We start from the raw sequence: 21604 nt of genomic DNA, 5'->3' as shown, positions 1-21604 counted from the left end.
CCCCTCCCCACAAGGGGGAGGGGAAGGCGCCTTCTTCGTTGCCGATCTGCGGGAGGAATCGCCGGATGCCCTGGAACGGATCGCCCGATCAATCGGCATCACCGCGAGCCAGGGCGAACGCCAAGGTCATGCGGCACGCCCTCACACCGGCGGAGAAGCGATTGTGGTGGCACCTGCGCCATAGGCTGCCGGTCGAGGGATCGCACTTCCGCCGGCAGGTCGCACTCGGTCCTTACGTGGCGGACTTCTGCTGCCTCGGCGCACGATTGATCGTCGAAGTCGATGGCGGCCAGCACGGCTTCCCCGACCAGCAAGCCTACGACGCCGCACGCACGGCCGCCCTCGAAGCGCGGGGCTTCCGGGTGCTGCGCTTCTCCAACGCAGACGTGATGCGCGCGATCGGCAACACCCTCGACACGATCATCGCGGCCCTGGCTGCCCCGCCCTCCCCGGAGACCTGAATGTCCGACACCTACGACGTCCTCATCATCGGCGCCGGTCCCGGCGGCTACGTGGCGGCGATCCGGGCCGCGCAGCTCGGCTTCAAGACCGCGGTGGTGGACCGCGAGCACCTGGGCGGCATCTGCCTCAACTGGGGTTGCATCCCGACCAAGGCGCTGCTGCGCTCGGCCGAGATCTACCACTACATGCAGCACGCCAAGGATTACGGCCTGACGGCGGACAATGTCGGGTTCGACGTCTCCGCCATCGTCAAGCGCTCGCGCGGCGTGTCCGGCCGGCTCAACGGCGGCGTCGGCATGCTGCTCAAGAAGAACAAGGTCGACGTGATCTGGGGCGAGGCCGCGATCGAGGCGGCGCCCAACGGCGACGAGCCCGGCCGGGTCGTGGTCAAGGAGACGAAGCGCGCCGAGGCGCCGAAGGGCGCCAAGGCGGCCGGTACCTACCAAGCCAAGCACATCGTCGTGGCGACCGGCGCCCGGCCGCGGGCGATTCCCGGCATCGAGCCGGACAAAAAGCAGATCTGGACCTACTACGAGGCGATGGTCCCGGAAAAAATGCCCAAGAGCCTGCTGGTCATGGGCTCGGGCGCGATCGGCATCGAGTTCGCCTCGTTCTACCGCACCATGGGCGCCGAGGTGACGGTGGTGGAACTGCTGCCGCAGATCCTGCCGGTGGAGGACCACGAGATCGCCGCGCATGCCCGCAAGCGGTTCGAGAAGCAGGGCATCAGGATCCTCACCGGCGCCAAGGTGACCAAGGTCGTGAAGGGCGAGGCGGTGACGGCCACGGTCGAGACCGAGGGCGGCAAGACGCAGGAGATCACGGCCGAGATCCTGATCTCGGCGGTCGGCGTCGTCGGCAACATCGAGAATCTCGGCCTGGAGACGCTCGGTGTGAAGATCGAGCGCGGCATCGTCGCCACCGACGGGCTCGGGCGCACCAGCGTGCCGGGCATCTACGCCATCGGCGACGTCGCCGGCCCGCCGATGCTCGCCCACAAGGCCGAGCACGAGGGCGTCATCTGCGTCGAGACCATCAAGGGCCTGCACACCCACCCGATGGACAAGGGCAAGATCCCGGGCTGCACCTACTGCCAGCCGCAGATCGCGTCCGTCGGCCTCACCGAGGCGAAGGCCAAGGAGCAGGGCTTCGACGTGCGGATCGGCCGCTTCCCCTTCGCGGGTAACGGCAAGGCGATCGCGCTCGGCGAGCCCGACGGCCTGGTGAAGACGGTCTTCGACCGCAAGACCGGCCAGCTGCTCGGCGCCCACATGGTCGGGGCCGAGGTGACCGAGCTGATCCAGGGCTACGTCGTGGCGATGACCCTCGAGACGACCGAGGAAGAGCTGATGCACACCGTCTTCCCGCACCCGACGCTCTCGGAGATGATGCACGAGAGCGTGCTCGACGCCTATGGGCGGGTGATCCACGCATAGGCTCAGATGAAATCGTAAAACTCCAAGACAGCAATGATCGCGCGTCAGTGCCGAACGAGACGCAACCTTCGGCTTGACCGTCGTTGGTGTCGTTTCTGCGCTGTAGCGTGATCTTTGAAGATCGAATAGGCGGAGGCAGGTGGATGGATAGTTCTTCGCCGCAATGCGATCTGGAAGGCCATGCCGGCTCAAACTACGGGAAAATTCTGGCGCAGATCCACGCGACCTTGCGGCCGCGCAACTACTTCGAGATCGGCACCAGGGATGGTGGTACGTTGGCCCTGGCGCGGTGCGACGCGATCGCGGTCGATCCTGCCTTCGTCATCGCGGATCCCGGCATCTTGTCCACACGTCGGATGTCGCTGCTGTACCAGATGACGTCCGACGACTTCTTCGCCAGGTTCGACCCCAGGAACCTGTTCGGCGAGCCCGTCCAGTTCGCCTTCCTGGACGGCATGCACCGGTGCGAGTTCCTGCTCCGCGATTTCTACAACACGGAGGCGGCGTGCGCGCCGAACTCGGTGATCGCCATCCATGATTGCCTGCCGGTGGAACTGCCGATGACGGCGCGCACCGAGGAGGGGATCGTTCCGGTCAGGCCGTCGCGCACGGGGTGGTGGACGGGCGATGTCTGGCGGACGGCGCTGCTGCTCAAGACGGTCCGGCCCGATCTGGAGATCCTGGCGCTCGACTCCGCTCCGACCGGGCTCCTGCTGGTCACGAACCTCGATCCCGGCTCGTCGTTCCTGAAGGACAACTACAATGCACTGCGCAGGGAGATGCTGTCGTACGATCTGCGCCAGATCGGGATCGAGCGTCTGTTCGAGCAGCTTCAGGTGGTGAGCACGTCCGAGATCGACAGCGACGAGAAGATGACGGCGCGGTTCTGGCTCTGAAGGCGAGGCCCTTCGGGATGCGGTCCATCGCGGTATGGTCCTCGAAGCCCCGCCGAGCGCGGCAGCCGCGACCTCGGCGCGCCGTGGCCGCGGGCCGCGACGGCGCAGGGCCGCGTGTCAGCGGGGCTCAGCCCTCCGCCGCCCGCAGCGAGCGGGCGCAGGCCGAGAGGATTGCCCGCGCGGTCTCCGGGTAATCGCCGTCCAGGACGCTCTCGAGGGTGCCGACGGTCTCGGCCAGGAGCGCCTCGCCATCGGCGACGCCCTGCTTGTGCAGGGCCACTGCGAGCGCGGTCGCCAAAGTGGCGAAGGCGACGCCTACATCCTGATCGGTCATGAGAGGATTCCGTACCGTCGGGAAGCCGGCCGCCCACGGGCGGTATCCGGTGTGGATCGGGCGGTTCCGATGAAACGAGTTGGGGGACGATGGTGGGCGCGACAGGGATCGAACCTGTGACCCCTACGATGTCAACGTAGTGCTCTCCCGCTGAGCTACGCGCCCATCGACCCGTGCAGGCATGGCCTGCCAACGGTCGTCTTGCAAGGCTGTCCCGAAACCGGGTCGCCTTCGTCTACTCCGATCGACCGAGATGCCTCGGTCTCTTCACACTCCGAGGGGATGACCCCTGACATCCGGAGGTGCGATGGTGGGCGCGACAGGGATCGAACCTGTGACCCCTACGATGTCAACGTAGTGCTCTCCCGCTGAGCTACGCGCCCTCGAGGCCGTGTGGGCGGCCCCGGTGTGAGAGGGCGTATAGAGGCAGTCGCAGCAGGTGACAAGACGGTTCCGTGGGTCGGCGCGGTTTTCCGTTGCCGGCTCCCGAGGGGGACTATGCCGGGCGGGAGACGGGGCCGCAGCCGGCTCGCCCTTGCAGGGCCCCGTCCTTCCCGTGCGACCCGGCTTCCGGCCGGTCGCCGCTCCGGCCGGCCACCCGCGCCGGCGACTCTTGCCAGCCGCTCCCGCCCCCTGCTACACGTCCGACCGCTCAACTTGGCATAACCAATTGATTTCATTGAGAATGACGAGGCGCGGCACCGCTCGCCGGCCTCGCGACAGCGAGAGGCGCGAGGACAGGTGACGGCCCAGACCCCTTCCGCGTCCCCCGCTCCTTCTCCCTTGCGGGCGTCGCTCCGGCTCGGGCGCGGTCGCACCGTCGCGCGCGACTTCACCCGCCTGCGGCTCGAATTCGGGGCCGAGGGGCTGAGCCTCGACGTGGCGGATCTCGGGCTCGGGGCGCGCTGGGTCTCGATCGCCTTCAAGGACGAGAATCACGGCGCCTTCAGCCGGGTCGAGCTGACCGCCGTCGTCGACGGCCCGGAGGGGCCGCAGGGCACCAGCCTCGACGAGCGCGCCTTCGGCCACGGGCGCTTCACCTGGCTCGGGCGGCTGCCCGCCGGCACCACCTCGTTGCGGCTCACCCCGATGCTCGGCGAGCCGGCGCTCGCCGTCGCCGAGTTCACCGTCACGGTGCGGCGCCGCGCCGCCCTCGTCGGCCGGGCGGCCGTGCGCCGGCCTCTCCTCACGGCCCAGGCCCTGTTCTGGCGCTCCGTCGGCAAGCGCGTGCGCTCGCAGCACCGCCTCGCCCGCGCCCTCGTGCCGGCGGGACTCACCGGCTACGACGCCTGGGTCCGTCACTTCGACACGCTGAGCGAGGCCGATCGCGCCCGCATCGGCGCCGAGGTGGCGCAGTGGCGCGAGCCGCCGCTGATCTCGGTGGTCATGCCGGTCTACAACCCCGGCTCCAGGGTCCTGGAGGAGGCCCTGCGCTCGGTGCGCGGGCAGCTCTACCCGCATTGGGAACTCTGCATCGCCGACGACGCCTCGACGGATCCGGCGGTGCCGCGCCTGCTCGCCCGGGCGGCGGCCGAGGACCCGCGCATCCGCGTCGAGCGCCGGCCCGAGAACGGCCACATCGCGGCGGCCACCAACACCGCGCTCGCCCTCGCCCGCGGCACCTACGTCGCCTTCATGGACCACGACGACGTGCTGCCGGCGCACGCCCTCTACGAGGTGGTCAAGGCGATCCGGCGCGATCCGGACCTCGACCTGATCTACAGCGACGAGGACAAGATCGACGCCGACGGGCGGCGCTTCGAGCCGCACTTCAAGGGCGACTGGAACCCCGAGCTCCTCTACGGCCAGAACTACCTCAACCACCTGACGGTGGTGCGCCGCAGCCTCGTCGAGGCGGTCGGGGGGCTGCGCCCCGGCTTCGAGGGCAGCCAGGACCACGACCTGCTCCTGCGTCTGAGCGACCGGCTGGACCCCGCCCGCGTGCGTCACCTGCCGGCGATCCTGTACCACTGGCGCACCGCGATCGGCTCCGGCACCTTCTCGGACGCCTTCCTCGCCCGGGCCGAGGCGGCGCGCCTCCAGGCCCTGGAGGAGCTGGTGGCGCGGCGCGGCTGGCCGCACCGGGTCGAGCGCGGGCCGCTGGGCTTCAACCGTCTGGTGCGCGCCCTGCCCGACCCGGCCCCGCTCGTCTCGGTGGTGATCCCGACCAAGGACCGGGCCGAGCTGCTGCGCGTCGTCCTCGACGGACTCCTGACCGGAACCGAGTATCCGGCGATCGAGGTCGTGGTGGTCGACAACGGCAGCACCGAGCCCTCGGCCCTGGCGCTCCTGGAGCGGGCCGCCGCCGATCCGCGGGTGCGGGTGCTGTCGCGCCCCGGCCCGTTCAACTTCTCGGGGCTCTCGAACGACGGCGCCGCGGCCGCGCGCGGATCGCTGCTCCTGTTCCTCAACAACGACATCGAGGTCGTCGCGCCGGGCTGGCTCACGGAACTGGCCTCGATCGCGGTCGAGGACGGGGTCGGTGCCGTCGGCGCCAAGCTGTCCTATCCGGACGGCACGCTCCAGCACGGCGGCGTGGTGCTGGGCGTCGGCGGCGTCGCCGGCCACAGCCACCCGGATATCGGACCCGACGATCCCGGCTATTTCGGCCGCATGGTGATCGCGCAGGAGGTCTCGGCGGTCACCGGGGCCTGCCTGATGATGCGGCGCGCGGTGTTCGAGGCGGTCGGTCGCTTCGACGCGGAGCACCTGGCGGTGGCCTTCAACGACATCGACCTGTGCCTGCGGGTGCGCCAGGCCGGCTACCGGGTGATCTGGACGCCGCACGCCGCCCTGACGCACCACGAATCGAAGAGCCGCGGCAAGGAGGACACGCCCGAGAAGCGCGCCCGCTTCGAGGCCGAGGTCGCCACCATGACCGAGCGCTGGGGGCCGGAGCTGCGCAACGATCCCTACTACAACCCGAACCTCGCCCGGGCGAAGGCGCTGTTCCGCCTCTGGTAACGGTGCGGCCGTTGCCCGTTTTGCACTGCAACGCTACAGCGGTGCCCGCGGGCGCCGCGCCGCGCCGCTGCCGGGAGGACGTGAGATGCGCGTTGCGATGGTGGGGGCGGGCTATGTCGGCCTGGTCTCCGGAGCCTGCTTCGCCGATTTCGGCCACACCGTCACCTGCGTCGACACGGCGCCGGAGAAGATCGCCGCCCTGAAGGACGGCCGCATCCCGATCTACGAGCCCGGCCTCGATGCGCTCGTCGCCGAGAACGTGCGCCAGAGCCGACTCTCCTTCACCACCGACCTCGTCGAGGCGGTCGCCGGGGCCGACGCCGTGTTCATCGCCGTCGGCACCCCGTCGCGGCGCGGCGACGGCTTTGCCGACCTCTCTTACGTCTACCAGGCGGCGCGCGACATCGCCGCCGCCGTCACCGGGCCCACCGTCGTCGTCACCAAGTCCACGGTGCCGGTCGGCACCGGCGACGAGGTCGAGCGCATCGTCCGCGAAGCGCGGCCCGGGATCGCCATCGCGGTCGCCTCCAACCCCGAATTCCTGCGCGAGGGCGCGGCGATCTCCGACTTCAAGCGGCCCGACCGCATCGTCGTCGGCGCCGACGATCCCGCCGCGGCCGCCGTGGTGAGCGAGCTCTACCGCCCGCTCTACCTCAACCACGCGCCGATCCTGGTGACGAGCCGGCGCACCGCCGAGCTGACCAAGTACGCGGCGAACGCCTTCCTCGCCACCAAGATCACCTTCATCAACGAGATCGCCGATCTCTGCGAGCAGGTCGGCGCCGACGTGCAGGAGGTCGCCCGCGGCATCGGCCTCGACAACCGCATCGGGCGCAAGTTCCTGCATGCCGGCCCGGGCTACGGCGGTTCCTGCTTTCCCAAGGACACGCTGGCGCTGGTCAAGACCGCCCAGGATGCGGGCAGCCCGGTGCGCCTCGTCGAGACGGTGGTGGCGGTCAACGACAGCCGCAAGCGCGCCATGGCCCGCAAGGTGATCGCCGCCTGCGGCGGTTCGGTGCGGGGCAAGCGGATCGCGGTGCTGGGCCTGACCTTCAAGCCGAACACCGACGACATGCGCGACGCCCCGTCCCTGTCGATCATCGCCGGGCTCCAGGATGCCGGCGCCACGGTGACGGCCTACGACCCGGAGGGCGTCGAGCAGGCCCGGCCGCTCCTCACCGGCGTGGACTACGCCGCCGACCCCTATGCCTGTGCGGAGCGCGCGCATGCTCTCGTGATCGTGACCGAGTGGGACGCGTTCCGGGCCCTCGATCTCAAGCGCCTGCGCGAGGCAATGGCCGAGCCGGTCCTCGTCGACCTGCGCAACGTCTATCGGCCCGAGGATGCCCGCAAGCACGGCTTCACCTATGCCAGCGTCGGGCGGCCCTGAGCGGCACGCCTCCGACGCGACGCGGGATTCGAGGATCGTTCGAGACCCGTTCCAGCCTAAAGATTGTTCGATGATCGCCGGGAGCGAGCCGATGCAGACCTTCTTCGTCGAGATCAAGTGCCGCCTGGGCAAGACCTATACCGTGGCGAGCGCCCTCGCCGACCGCGAGATCGCCTCCGAGATCTACTCGACGGCGGGCCATTACGACGTGCTCGCCAAGTTCCACGTCGATGACGGTGTGGATATCGGGCATTTCGTGGCCGAGCACGTCCAGACCATCGCGGACATCCAGGATACCCGCACCATCATCACCTTCAAGGCCTTCTGAGCGGGACCGGCGGCAGCGCCGTCCGGCGGAACGGATGCCGGCCCGTCGCGAAAATCCCGGTGCCGTCAACGGCTTGGCGTTGCGCGCGACGGCAGCGCGACCCCGCGCGGGGCCGGGTCCGGCACCCGTGCGCCGCTCCGCCCCATTGCGACCCGATTCATCGGGTCTAAGACGTGTCGCGTGCGTCCGGTCCGGGCCGGGGCGCGTTCGAGCTTGACAGCATTACCGGTGAGATCCGGTATTTCTACCGGATGACAGTTTTGCGGCCCAGCTACGGTGCTTCTGCTCCGCCATGTCGCAGGACTTCGACTGATGAAGGCATGTCACAGGTAGGCCAAGTCTTGTCGTGTCGGGATGGGTGGCGCCGTTCCGGGGTTGGCGCGGTGCTGGCCTCATACTATGGGTTGGGGTGAATTGCCCGGGTGCGGCGCCGCCGCGTCCCGTCCTCCGTAAATGAGCGTGTGCGAAGCGAACGTGATACAGCGTCCTGACATCGCGATCATCGGTCGGTCCTGCCGGCTGCCGGGCGCCTCCGGCGTCGACAGCCTGTGGCAGATGCTCATCGAGGGACGGTGCGCCGTCTCGCGCATCCCGGAGGACCGCTGGTCCCTGGAGCGCATGGGTCACCCCCGGGCGCAGGAGCGCGGCAAGAGCTACACCTGGGCGGCCGGCGTCATCGACGATCCGTGGTCGTTCGACCCGTCGGTCTTCGGCATCTCGCCCCGCGAGGCCGAGCAGATGGACCCGCAGCAGCGCCTGCTGCTGGAGCTGACCTGGGAGGCCCTGGAGAGCGCGGGGCTACGGCCGTCGGCGGTGGCCGGCAGCCCGATCGGCGTGTTCGTGGGCGCCTCCTCGCTCGATTACGGCAACCTGCGGGTCCTCGACAGCGCCTCGGGCGACGCCTACGCGGCGACCGGCAACACGCTGTCGATCCTGTCGAACCGCATCTCCTACATCTTCGACCTGAAGGGGCCGAGCTTCACCCTCGACACCGCCTGCTCGTCGTCCCTCGTCGCCCTCGACGCCGCGGTCGCGGCGATCGCCTCGGGGCGGATCGACACGGCGGTGGTGGCGGGCGTCAACCTGCTGGTCAGCCCGTTCAACTTCGTGTCGTTCTCGAACGCCTCGATGCTGTCGCGCACCGGCCTGTGCCAGGCCTTCTCGGCGAGCGCCGACGGCTACGTCCGCGCCGAGGGCGGCGTCGTCCTGGTGCTGCAATCGGCTGAGGCCGCCGCCCGCACCGGCGCGACCGTGCGCGGCGTGATCGCCGCCTCGAAGGTCAACTCGGACGGGCGCACCACCGGCATCTCCCTGCCGTCGGGCTACGCGCAGGGCGCGCTGCTGGAGGAGATCTACCGCGAGGCCGGGGTCGCCCTCGACGCGATCACCTTCATGGAGGCCCACGGCACCGGCACCCCGGTGGGTGATCCGATCGAGGCCGGCGCCATTGGCGGCAAGCTCGGCCGCGGCCGCGCCACGCCGCTCCCGATCGGCTCGATCAAGACCAATATCGGCCATACCGAGCCGGTCTCGGGCCTCGCCGGCCTGCTCAAGGCGAGCCTGGCGCTGGAGCACGACCTGCTGCCGCCCTCGCTGCACAGCGCCGAGCTCAACCCGGCGATCCCGTTCGACGAGCTGAATCTCGCGGTCAACCGCACGCTCCTGCCCCTGCCCCGCACCGGCGAGCCGCGCTTTGCCGGCGTCAACTCGTTCGGCTTCGGGGGCACCAACGCCCACGTCATCCTGACCGACCCGGCGCCCGTCGCGGCGGCGGCCTCCGCGCCGGTTCCCGCCCCCGAGGTGCTGCTGGTCTCGGCCCAGACCAAGGCGGCCCTCGCCGACCTCGCCCAGGACTACGCCGCCCGCCTCGACGGGGCGGACACGGCCGAGATGTCGCGCGTCGCCGCCGCTGCCGCGCATCGCCGCGAGCGCCTGCCGGTGCGCGCCGCGATCCCGCTGCGCGACCTCGACGCCGAGGCCGTGACCGAGGCGCTGCGCGCCGTCGCCGAGGGCGAGGAGGCGCCCGCGGCGTCCCTCGCCACCGCGGTCGAGCGCGCCGGCGGCGTCGCCTTCGTGTATTCGGGCAATGGCAGCCAGTGGGCCGGCATGGGCCGGGACGCCTACGCCCTCAACCCCGTCTTCCGTGCCCGCTTCGACGAGACCGACGCCCTGTTCCGGCCGCTCGCCGGCTGGTCGCTCAAGGACGCGCTGTTCGCCGACGACCTGGAGGCGCGGCTCGCGCTCACCAGCGTGTCGCAGCCGCTGATCTTCGCCATCGAGGCCGCCTCCACCGCCGCCCTGAAGGCCGTGGGCCTCGCCCCGACCGCGATCGTCGGCCACTCGGTCGGCGAGATCGGCGCCGCGGAGGCCGCCGGCATCCTGACGCTCGAACAGGCGGTGAAGGTCATCTTCTACCGCTCGAAGCACCAGGAGGCGACCCGCGGGCTCGGCACCATGGCGGTGCTGCTCGCCCCCGTCGAGGAGGTCGAGGCCTTCCTCGTCGACTATCCCGAGCTCGACATCGCCGCCCTCAACAGCCCCAAGGCCGTGACGGTGGCGGGCCCCGTCGCGATGATCGACGCCGCCATGAAGGCGCTGGCGCGCAAGCGCCGCCGCGGCCGCAAGCTCGACCTCGACTACGCCTTCCACGGCCGCCTGATGGACCCGATCGAGGGGCCGCTGCGGCGCGACCTCGCGGGGCTCGCGCCCTCCGCCGGCACCGTGCCGCTCGCCTCGACGGTGACCGGCGGCGTGCTCGACGGCACCGCCTTCGACGCCGGCTACTGGTGGCGCAACATCCGCGAGCCGGTGCGGTTCAGCGCGGCGGTCCAGGCCGCGGCGCAAGGAGGCGCCCGGATCTTCGTCGAGGTCGGCCCGCGGCCGACCCTGCTGCCGCATATCGGCGACTGCCTCGAGCCGCTCGGCTTTGATGGCGCCACCGTCGGCGTGCTGCCGAAGAAGACCCTCGCCACCGACCCGTTCCGGCGCGCGCTGGCCGCGGCCCTCGCGGCGGGTGCCGCCGTCGACGAGACGATCGCCTTCGGGACCGACCCGGCCGGCAGCGTGGCGCTGCCGCACTATCCCTGGCAGCGCAAGGTCTTCCGCCTGCCGGAGACCACCGAGGCGATGAACCCGGCGAGCGCCCGGCCCTACCACCCGCTGATCGGCGCCCGCCAGGGCGCGGACGGCCTGGAATGGCTGGCCCATCTCGACGTCGCCACGGTGCCGGAACTCGACGACCACCGCATCGACGGCCAGGCGATCCTGCCCGGTGCCGGCTTCGCCGAGATGGCGCTGGCGGTCGGCCGCGAGGTCGTGCGCTCGGAGAGCGTGACGCTCGCCGATCTCGAGATCCAGCAGCCGATGGTCTTCGCCGAGGAGACCGTGCGCGAGGTGCTGTCCCGGTTCTCCCCGGGCGCCAACCTGGTGCAGATCCTGTCCCGGCCGCGCCTGAGCCAGGCGCCCTGGCAGCTCCACGCCGTCGCCAAGCTGGTCGAGGGCGAGACCCCGGCCCCGGCGCGCCTCGCCGTGGCGGCCCTGCCCTCCGAGACCACGATCGACGGCGAGGCGCTCTACGCCCGCGCCCGGGCGTCGGGCCTCGGCTTCGGCCCGTCCTTCCGCCAGGTCGCCCGCTCGGCCCGGCTCGACGACGCCACGATCGTGTCCGAGCTGCAGCCGTCCGGGCCCGAAGCCCGCTACGGCCTGTCGCCGGCACGGCTCGATTCCTGCTTCCACGGCCTGATCCTGCTCTTCGCCGACCTCCTGGGCGAAGCGGCGAGCCGGGCCTACGTGCCGATCCGCTTCGGCGAGATCCGGCTGGTGCGCCCCGGCGCGGCCATCGCCCGGGCGGTGATCCGCACCCGGCGCTGCAACGAGCGCAGCATCCTGGCCGACTTCACCCTGGTGGACGAGGCCGGCGAGGTGATCGCCACCTTGCGCGAGGGCCGGTTCCAGGCCCTGCGCATGAAGGCCGGGGGCGACCTCGACGCCTTCGCGATCCGCCAGTTCACCGAGCTCGCCACCGAGCCGACGGCGATCGCCCTGGAGCCGCAGCCGGCGGTCGCCGCCCTGGTGCGGCGCCAGGCCGGCGCGGTCACCGCCAAGGGCGACGCGGCGCTCGGCGCCGGCCACATGCTGCTCGAAGGCTGGGCGACCTCGCTCGCCGACCGGCTCGCCCGGGGTCTCGCGGTCGGCGGCGTCGTCGACGTCGCGGCCTCGCGCCGGCTGCCGGCGGCCTTGCGCCCGTGGCTCGTCAACCAGCTCGCGGCGCTGGAGGTCAGCGGCCTGGCCGAGGCCGCGGGCGACGACCGCTGGCGCCTGCGCGCCGACGTGACGCTGCCGGCGACCGACGAGATCATGCGCTGGATCGCGGCGGACCATCCCGAATTGTCGGCCGAGCTCCTGCTCTGCGCCGATCTCGGCGCCGTGGTGTCGCGGATCCTCGCCGGCACGCTGTCGGACGCTCCCTCCCTGCCGCAGGCGGCGCTCGACGCCTTCTGCTTGCGCGGCGCCACCGTGCGGGCCTCGGCCGATGCGGTGATGCGGCTCCTCGACGACAGCGCCGCCGCGCTCCCCCGCGACCGGGCGCTCCGCCTGCTCCAGGTCGGGTTCGGGCCGCTCTCGGCCCAGGTCGCGACCTTCGCCGGCCTGCACGAGGCGCGCCTCACCGTGTTCGAGGCCGACCGGCGCCTCGCCGAGCGGGCCCGCCTCGCCCTGCCGGCCGGCGTCACGATCGTCGAGGACCCGGCGCAGCTCGGCCTCGCGGCCTTCGACGCGGTGCTGGCGAGCGACGTGCTCCACCGCGCCTCCCGCGATCTCCTGACGCCGCTCGCCGCGTCGCTGGCGGCCGGCGGCCTGTTCGCGGCAGTCGAGCCCGGCGCCTCGCTGTTCCGCGACATGGTGTTCGGCCTCGATGCCGGCTGGTTCGAGATGGCCGGCACCGTGCCGGTCGGGCGCCTCGACGACGTGGCGGGCTGGCAGCGCTCCTTGAGCGCCGTCGGCCTCGTCAAGGTCGCGGCCGACCGGGCGGTCACCCGCAACGGCAACGACCTGCTGCTGCTCGCCGAGGCCCCGCCCCGGCCGAAGGCCGCCGCCGGCCAGACCTTCGCCTTCGTCATCGGCTCCGAGGACGAGTTCGCGGCCGAGACCGCCTCCTCCCTGGCGACGCTCCTGGTCGCGGGTGGGGTCCACGTCTCGATCATCCTCGATTCCGAGGCGTCGCTGCGCGAACTGGAGCGCGAGACCCCCGACACGGTGGTCTACCTCGCCGGTGCCTTCAACCGCGGCGGCGAGGCCGCCGAGCGGCTGCGCGAGCGCTGCCTCGGCCTCAAGCGCTGCGTCGAGCATCTCGGCACCCGCCAGACCCGGCTCTGGGTCGTCTGCCCCGGTGCCACCCGCGACCGCGGCGGCCCGGCCTGCAGCGTCGAGGCCGGCGTGTGGGCCTTCACCCGCACGCTCGCCAACGAGGTGGCGTCCCTCGACGTGCGCCGCATCGACCTCTCGCCGTCGATCTCCTCGAAGCGCGCCGCCGAGCGCCTGCGCGACCTGATCCTGTCCGGCAGCCCCGAGACCGAGATCGTGGTCGACGACGATGCGACCCGCGTGGTCCGCTTCGCGCAAGGGGCGCGGCCCGTCCGCCGCTCGGGTGCCGCGGCGCCCGCCGCCCGGCTCGAGCGCAGCACCACCGGCGGCCTCAACGAGATGCATTGGGGGCCGGCCGAACGGTCCGCCCCCGGTGTCGGCCAGATCGAGATCGCGGTCGAGGCCACCGGCCTCAACTTCCGCGACGTGCTCTGGGCGCTCTCGATGCTGCCCGAGGAGATCCTCGAGGACGGCTTCGCCGGTCCGCGCCTCGGCCTCGAATGCGCCGGCCGCGTCGCGGCGGTCGGTGCGGGCGTGACCGCGTTCAAGCCCGGCGACCGGGTGGTGGCCTTCGCCCAGTCGGGCTTCGCCACCCACATCGTCGTGCCCGAGATGGTCGTGGCGGCGGCCCCCGAGGGGCTGTCGTCGGAGGCGGCCGCCACCACGCCGGTCGCCTTCCTCACCGCCTTCTACGGCCTCGTGACGCTCGCCCGCCTCAAGGCCGGCGAATGGGTGCTGGTCCATGGCGGCGCCGGCGGCGTCGGCCTCGCGGCGCTCCAGATCGCCCGGATGCGCGGCGCCCGGGTCATCGCCACCGCAGGCTCGAACGAGAAGCGGGCGCTCGTCAAGGCGCTCGGCGCCGAGCACGTGCTCGATTCCCGCTCGCTCGCCTTCGTCGACGACATCCGCCGCATCACCGGCGACGGCGTCGACGTGGTGCTCAACAGCCTGTTCGGCGAGGCGATGGAGCGCAGCCTCAACTCGCTGAAGCCCTTCGGGCGCTTCGTCGAGCTGGGCAAGCGCGACTACGTCGCCAACACCCATATCGGCCTGCGGCCGTTCCGCCGGAACCTGTCGTATTTCGGCGTCGACCTCGACCAGCTGCTCCAGTTCCAGCCCGACGAGGGCAAGCGGCTGTTCCGCGAGGTGATGGCGCTCTTCACCGACGGCAGCCTGAAGGCGCTGCCCTACCAGCCCTTCGCGGCCGAAGAGGTCTCGGACGCGTTCCGGCTGATGCAGCAATCGGGTCACGTCGGTAAGATCGTGATCGCGCCGCCGAAGGCCGGCACGATCCCGGCCGAGACGACGAAACCCTTCGTGGTCGCGCCCGACCGCGTCCATCTCGTCACCGGGGGCTTGGGCGGCTTCGGCATCGAGGCGGCGCGCTGGCTCGCCGACCGGGGCGCGCGCCACATCGCGCTCGTCGGCCGCAAGGCGCCGTCCGGCGAGCCGGCGCTCTCGACCATCGCCGAACTCGAGGCCCGCGGCGTCTCGGTCCAGGTCGAATCCTGCGACATCGCCGATCGCGCCTCGGTCCAGCGCCTGCTGGATCGGGTGGAGAGCAAGGGCGTCAAGCTCGCCGGCATCATCCACGGCGCGATGGTGCTGCAGGACGGCCTGATCGCCAACCTCGATCCGGCCGCCCTCGAAGCGGTGATCGCCCCGAAGGTGATCGGCGCCGGCCACCTCGACGCGCTGACCCGCGACCGGGTGCTCGACTACTTCGTGCTGTTCTCCTCGGCCACGACCTTCATCGGCAATCCGGGCCAGGGCTCCTACGTCGCCGCCAACGGCTTCATGGAGGGGCTGGCCCGCCAGCGCCGCCGCCTCGGCCTGCCGGCCCTGGCGGTGGCCTGGGGCGCCATCGGCGATGTCGGCGTCCTCGCCCGCAACAAGGCGGTGATGGAGACGCTGGCCGGCCGGGTCGGCGTCACCCCGGTCGATGCCCGCAAGTCCCTCGACCTGATGGCCGAGGCGCTGGGTTCGCAGGGCGGCGCCTCCGACGACGCGGTGATCGCCATCGCGGCGATGCACTGGGGCAAGGCGCGCGAGCGTCTCGCCACCCTGCGCTCCCCGAGCTACGCCAGCCTCGGCTCCGAGCAGCAGGCGGAGGCCGGCGGCGCGGTCGCGATCAGCATCCCGGGTCTCCTGCGTGCCCACGACCTCGACGACGTCCGCAAGACCGTGGCCGACGCCATCGTGGAGGACATCGCCCGCATCCTGCGCCTGCCAAAGGACGACATCAGCCGGGTGCGCCAGCTCTCGGAGATCGGCCTCGACTCGCTGATGGGCGTCGAGCTCGGCGCCAGCCTGCAGGAGCGGTTCGGCCTCGACGCGCCGCCGTCGGGCGTGTCCAGCGGCCAGACCGTGACCGAACTCGCCGACACCCTGATCCAGTCGGTGGCGGCCCCGGTCGACGAGAGCGCGGCGGCGGTCGTCAGCCTGTCGCAGCGCCACGGCGGGGCCGAGTCGGTCGACGCCGCCTCGCTCCAGTCCCTCCAGGCGCTGGTCGAGCAGAACAGCCAGGACATCAAGGTCATCACCCAATGAGTAGCGGATCCTCCCACGGCGCGGGTGGGCGCGAGGCCCTGGCGGGCTTCGTCGCCGCCCGCCTCGGCAAGGCTCCCGTCCGCCCCGCCCCGGCCCGGCCGGAGCCCAAGCCCGCCCTCGCGCAGGCCCAGAGCTTCGACAGCCTGCCGGCCTACAAGGAGCTGAAGCTCCAGCGCTCGGCCGCCGACCTGATCGGCCTCGGCAACCCGTTCTTCCGCGTTCACGACGCCAAGGCCGGCGCGACGACGACGATCGACGGGCGGACCTTCACCAACTTCTCGTCCTACGACTATCTCGGGCTCAACGGCCATCCGGAGGTGAACGCGGCGGCGCAAGCCGCGCTGTCGACCTACGGCACCTCGGCCTCGGCGAGCCGGATCGTCGCCGGCGAGCGCCCCGGCCACCTCGTCCTCGAGAAGGCGCTCGCCGCCCATTACGGCACCGAGTCCTGCGTGGTGATGGTGAGCGGGCACGCCACCAACGTGACGACCATCGCGGCCCTGCTCGAACCCGGCGACGTGATCTACCACGACGCCCTGATCCACAATTCGGTGGTCACCGGCGCGCAGCTGTCGGGCGCCCAGCGCCGCAGCTTCGCCCATAACGACCTCCAGGCCCTCGAATCGCTGCTGCACGCGACGCGCCACGAGCACCGCCGGGCGCTGATCGTGATCGAGGGCCTCTACAGCATGGACGGGGACGCCCCCGACCTCGCCGGTGTCGTCGCCCTCAAGGAGCGCTACGGCGCCTGGCTGATGGTGGACGACGCCCACGGCCTCGGCGTGCTGGGTAAGGACGGCCACGGCCTGCACGAGCATTGCGACGTGCCCCCCGGCAGCGTCGACATCTGGATGGGCACGCTGTCGAAGACGCTCTCGTCCTGCGGCGGCTACGTCGCGGGAGCGGGCGCGCTCATCGAGCTCCTGAAGTGCACCGCGGGCGGCTTCGTCTACTCGGTCGGCCTGTCGCCGCCGCTCGCCGCCGCCGCCACCGCCTCGCTGGCGCTGATGCGGCGCGAGCCGGAGCGGGTCGCGCGGCTGCGCCGCAACGGCTCCCTGTTCCTCGCCTGCGCCCGCGAGCGCGGCCTCGATGTCGGCACCAGCCTCGGGCTTGCCGTGGTGCCGGTGATCCTCGGCGATTCGCTCAAGGCCGTGACCCTATCGGACCGGCTGTTCCAGCGCGGCATCAACGTGCAGCCGATCATCCACCCGGCGGTGCCGGAGCGCTCATCGCGCCTGCGCTTCTTCATCACCTCGGAGCACACGCCCGAGCAGATCCGCGAGACCGTGACGGTGCTCGCCGACGAGCTCGACGAGCTGAACCAGGGCGGCTCGCTGGTCGAGCGGCTGATGGCGCGGCGGGCCTGACGACCCCACCCCGGGTCCCGGTGCGGGGCCCGGACGAGGCGACCGGCGTTCGGCCACCCCTGCGCCATCCGCGGCTCCGGATCCCGGGTTCCGCTTCGCGGCCCGGGGATGACCCGGGCCGTGCCGGGACCCGATGCCCCGTCAGCCGCGCAGCTCGTCCACCAGGAACTCCCGCACCGCCCCGGCCTCGATGCCGGGGGCGATGAAGCTCTTGCCGATGCCGCGGGCCAGGATGAAGGTCAGCGCCCCGTCGCGGACCTTCTTGTCCTGGCGCATCGCGTCGAGGAGCTGGTCGGCGTCGCCGCTCCCGCCCGGGACCTGGTCGAGCCGCGTCGGCAGGCCGGCGAGCGCCAGGTGGTTGGCGACGCGGCCGGCATCCTGGCCCGGGCACAGGCCGAGCCGGGCGGAGAACCGGAAGGCGAGGCACAGGCCGATCGCCACCGCCTCGCCGTGGACGAGGCGCGCCGCCTGGTAGCCGGTCAGGCGCTCGAGGGCGTGCGCGAAGGTGTGGCCGAGGTTGAGCAGCGCCCGCTCGCCGTCCTCGCGCTCGTCGCGCACCACCACCCCGGCCTTGGCCCGGCAGCAGGACGCCACCGCCGTCTCGCGGGCAGGCCCCCCGGCATAGATCTCGGCGAGGTTCGCCTCGCACCAGGCGAAGAACTCGGGGTCGTCGATCAGCCCGTACTTCGCCACCTCGGCGTAGCCGGCGCGCAGCTCGCGCGGTGCCAGGGTGTCGAGGGTGGCGGTATCGGCGATGACGAGGCTCGGCTGGTGGAAGGCGCCGACGAGGTTCTTGCCGTGGGGCGAGTTGATGCCGGTCTTGCCGCCGACCGAGGAATCGACCTGGGCGAGCAGGCTGGTCGGCGCCTGGACGAAGCGCACGCCCCGGCGCAGCGAGGCCGCCGCGAAGCCCGCGAGGTCGCCGACGACGCCGCCGCCGAGCGCCAGAACGAGGTCGCCGCGCTCGATCCGGTGGCCGATCAGCCCGTCGCAGACCTGGGCGAAGCCCGCATAGCTCTTCGAGCCCTCGCCGGGCGTCACCGTGATGAGCGCGGTGCGCAGGGACGCCTCGGCGAGCGCGGCGGTGACGGCTTCGCCGTACTCCGCCGCCACGGTCTCGTCGCTCACCACCGCGACGGCCCGGGCCTTGAGCGCGGCGACGCGGGTGCCGATCTCGGCGAGGAGTCCCCGGCCGACCAGGATGTCGTAGGCCCGGCCCCCGTCGAGGGGGACGTGAACGGTCTGTGTCTGCGCGGTCACGGCGTCGTCCGTTGTCGAGCGGTCAATGGGCGGCGACGCTGTGGCCGGCGGTCTCCGGCTCGCCGCCGGTCTCGGGCGGGGAGCCCGTGGGATCGCCCGCCGCGCCTCCGGCATAGCCGTCTCCCGGGTCGCCCAGCATGTGGGCGTCGAGGGCTTCGAGCACGTCCTGCACCACCCGGTCGTGGGAGACCTCGCGGGAGACCACCATCACGTCGGCCCCGCCATAGATGGGATGGCGCAGGTCCATCAGGCGACGCATCGTGCCCTCCGGGTCCTCGTTCTGGAGCAGCGGCCTGCCGGGGCGCTTGCGCACCCGGCGCATCAGCACGTCGAGCTCGGCCTTGAGCCAGACCGAGACCCCGGCCTCGCCGATGCGCTGGCGGGTCTCGGGCCGCATGAAGGCGCCGCCGCCGGTGGCGAGCACCATCGGCCCCTCGCGCAGCAGGCGCGCGATCACCCGCTCCTCGCCGTCGCGAAAGCTCGGCTCGCCGTAGATGGCGAAGATGTCGGGGATGGTCAGGCCGGCCGCGGCCTCTATCTCGTGGTCGGCGTCCTTGAAGATCAGGCCGAGGCGGCCCGCCAGGCGCTTGCCGACGGTGCTCTTGCCCGCGCCCATGAGGCCAACCAGCACGATCGAGCGCAGGCCGAGGCCTCGGCGCACGCGCGACTCGATCGATGGCTCATGAGGGGGACGCTGGCTCATGCGGCGTTCTTTAGCCTGTTTTTCGCGCAGGGCGAAACGGCGGATATCGGGGAAAAACCACGCGCGCCGCCGGTCCGTCTGCGTTGTCTCTGCGTCCGCTTCGGCACCCGCGCAACAGGCGCCGGCATTCCGCGCGGCGGTGCGGATGCCGGCCTTGCCTCGCGGTGCGGCGCGTGGTCGAACCGACGGCCAAGGTGGCCGGCGCCCTCTCCTCCGCGCCGCTCGTTGTCACGCGTAGTCGCGGGGATCCGTCCGACGTGCCGACCCTCTTCCGTTTCCTCGTCGTGGTGGCCGTCCTGGCCGGGATCGCCTTCGCGGCGATGTTCGCGCTCGCCACCTTCGTCGAGCCGACCCCGCGCGAGATCTCCGTCACCATCCCCAACGCCAAGCTGCAGCCGAAGTGAGCGGCGGGGCATGAGCACCTTGGGCCCCCAGGGCCTGATGCACGCCTATCTCGACATGCTGGCCGCCGAGCGGGGCGCCGCCGCCAACACGCTCGCGGCCTACCGGCGCGACCTCGACGACTACCTCGCCCATCTGGCGGGCCGGCGCCTCGATCCCGGCGCCGTCGAGCCCGCCGGCATCCGGGCCTACCTCGCCGAACTGGAGGCGCGCGGCCTCAAGACCACCTCGGCGGCGCGCCGGCTCTCCTGCGTGCGCGGCTTCCACCGCTTCCTCTACGCCGAGGGGCTGGCCGAGGGCGATCCCACCGCCCCGGTCTCGGGGCCCAAGCGCGGCCGCGGCCTGCCCAAGGTGCTCTCGGTGGCCGAGGTCGACCGCCTGCTCGCGGTCGCCAAGGAGGTCGCCGTCAAGGCGCCGAACCCCGCCGAGGCGGCCCGGGCCGGGCGGATGCACTGCCTGATCGAGCTTCTCTACGCCACGGGCCTGCGCGTCTCGGAGCTGGTCGCCCTGCCGCGGGCCGCCGGCGCCACCAAGGAGCGCTTCCTGGTGGTGCGCGGCAAGGGCGGGCGCGAGCGCCTGGTGCCGCTGACCGAGGTGGCGCGCTCCGCCATGGCGGCCCATCTCGCGACCCTGACGGCGCCCGGGCCCTGGCTGTTTCCCGCCGACAGCGAGACCGGCCACCTGACCCGCCAGGCCTTCGCCCGGGACCTGAAGGCCGTGGCCGCCGCCGCCGGCCTGCGCACCGACAAGATCAGCCCGCACGTCCTGCGCCACGCCTTCGCCAGCCACCTCCTGCAGAACGGCGCCGACCTCCGGGTGGTGCAGGAGCTGCTCGGCCACGCCGACATCTCGACGACGCAGATCTACACCCACGTCCTCGACGAGCGCCTCAAGCAGATGGTGCGCGACCTCCACCCGCTGGCGAGCGCCTGATCCCCCCGCCCCGGGTGACGCGGGAGCGGGCGCGACCTATCTCGTCCCCCGGTGCGGCGGAAAAGCCGCGGGGGGGAAAACGCACGTGCCGGTCTCGACCCTGTCCCTCGTCGCGCAGATCCTGGCGGCGTGCCTCGTCGCCGCGACGCTGCTGCCGTTCTGGCGCAGCCGCGCCGGGCTGGTGCGCACCTTCGACTTTCCGCGCTTCCAGATCGCGAGCGCGATCCTGCCGGTCCTGGTCCTGCTGGTGGTCGCCGGGCACGATCCCGTCTCGCTCGCCCTCGGGGCCGGGCTGCTCGCCGCGCTCGGCCTGCAACTGCGCCACATCCTGCCCTTCACGCGGCTGGCGCGGCCGACCGCCAAGGCCGCCCCGGCCGAGGCCGACCCCGAGCGCCGCGTCGCGATCCTGATCGTCAACGTGCTGCAGTCGAACCGCGCCTACGACCGGCTCCTGCGGGTGGTGGAGCGCCACGACCCCGACCTGGTCCTGGCGCTCGAAACCGATGCGGGCTGGCGCGACGCGCTCTCGCCGCTGCGGGCGCGCTACCCCCACGGGGTCGACCAGGCGCAGGACAACACCTACGGGCTGATGCTCTACTCGCGCCTGCCCCTCGACGACGTGCGGGTGCGCTTCCTGATCGAGGACGACGTACCCTCTGTGCGCGCCGGGGTCACCCTGCCCTCGGGCGAGCGCTTCACCTTCCACGGCGTGCATCCGCGCCCGCCCCATCCGGGCCACAGCAGCGCGACGCGGGACGGCGAACTGGTGCTGGTCGCCCGCGAGGTCGCGCGGGAGGCCGGGCCCACGGTGGTGGCGGGCGACCTCAACGACGTCGCCTGGTCGCGCACCACGGGGCTCTTCCAGGCCATCGGCGGCCTCCTCGACCCGCGGGTCGGGCGCGGCGCCTACCCGACCTTCCACGCCGACTGGCCGATCCTGCGCTGGCCCCTCGACCACGTCTTCTTCTCCGAGCACTTCCTGCTCGCCCGGCTCGAGCGGCTGGAGCATGTCGGCTCCGACCATTTCCCGATCCTGATCGAGCTGTGCCGCGACGCCAGCGCCGAGGCGGTGCAGGAGCCTCCGGCGGCCGATGCCGAGGACCGGCAGGAGGCCACCGAGGCGGTGGCGCAGGCGCGCGAAGCCGCCTCGTCCTAGCGGGTCATAAAAGTCAAACAGTATGACTTTTCAGCCGGGCGGCCCCGTGCTGTAACGGGCCG

14 protein-coding genes and 2 tRNA genes are annotated in these 21604 nt (G+C 72.1%); 11 read left to right on the top strand and 5 right to left on the bottom strand.

The annotated features are described in order from the left end of the window. Positions 1 to 65: 65 nt before the first annotated feature. From QR78_RS03310 to QR78_RS03300, 3 genes are all read left to right on the top strand, one after another. Complete coding sequence (locus QR78_RS03310) at positions 66 to 461, top strand: endonuclease domain-containing protein (RefSeq protein WP_048426065.1); 396 nt, start codon at positions 66 to 68, stop codon at positions 459 to 461. Further along, complete coding sequence (gene lpdA / locus QR78_RS03305) at positions 462 to 1898, top strand: dihydrolipoyl dehydrogenase (protein WP_048426064.1); 1437 nt, start codon at positions 462 to 464, stop codon at positions 1896 to 1898. Positions 1899 to 2041: 143 nt separating this feature from the next. Then, the gene (locus QR78_RS03300; protein WP_048426063.1) at positions 2042 to 2794 is read left to right on the top strand and encodes a class I SAM-dependent methyltransferase; all 753 of its coding nucleotides are present in this window, start codon (positions 2042 to 2044) and stop codon (positions 2792 to 2794) included. A 127-nt stretch (positions 2795 to 2921) separates the two neighbouring features. On the opposite strand, the gene QR78_RS03295 is transcribed toward QR78_RS03300, so the two are convergent. The 3 genes from QR78_RS03295 to QR78_RS03285 all read right to left on the bottom strand — a co-directional run bounded on the left by QR78_RS03295 (position 2922) and on the right by QR78_RS03285 (position 3511). After that, on the bottom strand, positions 2922 to 3128 hold the full coding sequence (locus QR78_RS03295) for a hypothetical protein (protein ID WP_048426062.1): 207 nt from the start codon (positions 3126 to 3128) through the stop codon (positions 2922 to 2924). 90 nt (positions 3129 to 3218) lie between these two features. Continuing rightward, positions 3219 to 3293 (bottom strand) — tRNA-Val (locus QR78_RS03290). Positions 3294 to 3436: 143 nt separating this feature from the next. Then, positions 3437 to 3511: transfer RNA gene (locus tag QR78_RS03285), tRNA-Val, on the bottom strand. 457 nt (positions 3512 to 3968) lie between these two features. On the opposite strand from QR78_RS03285, the gene QR78_RS03280 reads away from it, so the two are divergent. The 5 genes from QR78_RS03280 (at position 3969) to QR78_RS03260 (ending at position 17088) form a co-directional block, all read left to right on the top strand. Then, positions 3969 to 6092, top strand: coding sequence for a glycosyltransferase family 2 protein (locus tag QR78_RS03280; protein WP_048426072.1), 2124 nt, complete (start codon positions 3969 to 3971; stop codon positions 6090 to 6092). An 85-nt stretch (positions 6093 to 6177) separates the two neighbouring features. Continuing rightward, entirely contained in the window at positions 6178 to 7482 is a 1305-nt protein-coding gene (locus tag QR78_RS03275; protein WP_048426061.1) for a UDP-glucose dehydrogenase family protein, read from the top strand. A 91-nt stretch (positions 7483 to 7573) separates the two neighbouring features. Beyond that, positions 7574 to 7810 carry an Lrp/AsnC ligand binding domain-containing protein gene (locus QR78_RS03270; protein ID WP_048426071.1) on the top strand — a complete coding sequence of 79 codons (237 nt, stop codon included), beginning with the start codon at positions 7574 to 7576 and terminating at the stop codon, positions 7808 to 7810. A gap of 453 nt (positions 7811 to 8263) precedes the next feature. After that, a complete protein-coding gene (locus QR78_RS03265; protein WP_048426060.1) occupies positions 8264 to 15721 on the top strand; it encodes a type I polyketide synthase in 7458 nt (2485 codons plus the stop codon). Continuing rightward, positions 15718 to 17088 carry an aminotransferase class I/II-fold pyridoxal phosphate-dependent enzyme gene (locus tag QR78_RS03260; protein WP_048426059.1) on the top strand — a complete coding sequence of 457 codons (1371 nt, stop codon included), beginning with the start codon at positions 15718 to 15720 and terminating at the stop codon, positions 17086 to 17088. The genes QR78_RS03265 and QR78_RS03260 overlap by 4 nt, the downstream gene beginning before the upstream one ends. Positions 17089 to 17229: 141 nt before the next feature. Here the strand turns inward: QR78_RS03260 and aroB are convergent, their stop codons facing one another. Both aroB and QR78_RS03250 read right to left on the bottom strand, forming a co-directional pair. Beyond that, positions 17230 to 18348, bottom strand: coding sequence for a 3-dehydroquinate synthase (gene aroB, locus QR78_RS03255; RefSeq protein ID WP_048426058.1), 1119 nt, complete (start codon positions 18346 to 18348; stop codon positions 17230 to 17232). A 22-nt stretch (positions 18349 to 18370) separates the two neighbouring features. Beyond that, the gene (locus QR78_RS03250) at positions 18371 to 19051 is read right to left on the bottom strand and encodes a shikimate kinase (RefSeq protein ID WP_082171832.1); all 681 of its coding nucleotides are present in this window, start codon (positions 19049 to 19051) and stop codon (positions 18371 to 18373) included. Between the two features lie 257 nt (positions 19052 to 19308). Between QR78_RS03250 and QR78_RS03245 the strand changes: the two genes are divergently transcribed. The 3 genes from QR78_RS03245 to QR78_RS03235 all read left to right on the top strand — a co-directional run bounded on the left by QR78_RS03245 (position 19309) and on the right by QR78_RS03235 (position 21542). Then, a complete protein-coding gene (locus tag QR78_RS03245; RefSeq protein WP_048426069.1) occupies positions 19309 to 19455 on the top strand; it encodes a hypothetical protein in 147 nt (48 codons plus the stop codon). A gap of 10 nt (positions 19456 to 19465) precedes the next feature. Beyond that, positions 19466 to 20386, top strand: a complete 921-nt coding sequence (locus QR78_RS03240) for a site-specific tyrosine recombinase XerD (protein ID WP_048426057.1) — start codon at positions 19466 to 19468, stop codon at positions 20384 to 20386. A gap of 85 nt (positions 20387 to 20471) precedes the next feature. Beyond that, on the top strand, positions 20472 to 21542 hold the full coding sequence (locus QR78_RS03235; RefSeq protein ID WP_048426056.1) for an endonuclease/exonuclease/phosphatase family protein: 1071 nt from the start codon (positions 20472 to 20474) through the stop codon (positions 21540 to 21542). The last annotated feature ends 62 nt before the right edge of the window (positions 21543 to 21604 follow it).

The sequence above is a fragment of the Methylobacterium indicum genome (assembly GCF_001043895.1).
GTDB classification, from domain to species: Bacteria; Pseudomonadota; Alphaproteobacteria; order Rhizobiales; family Beijerinckiaceae; genus Methylobacterium; species Methylobacterium indicum.
Note: the sequence above shows the minus strand (reverse complement) of the source record. Positions and strands in the feature narration are given on the sequence as shown.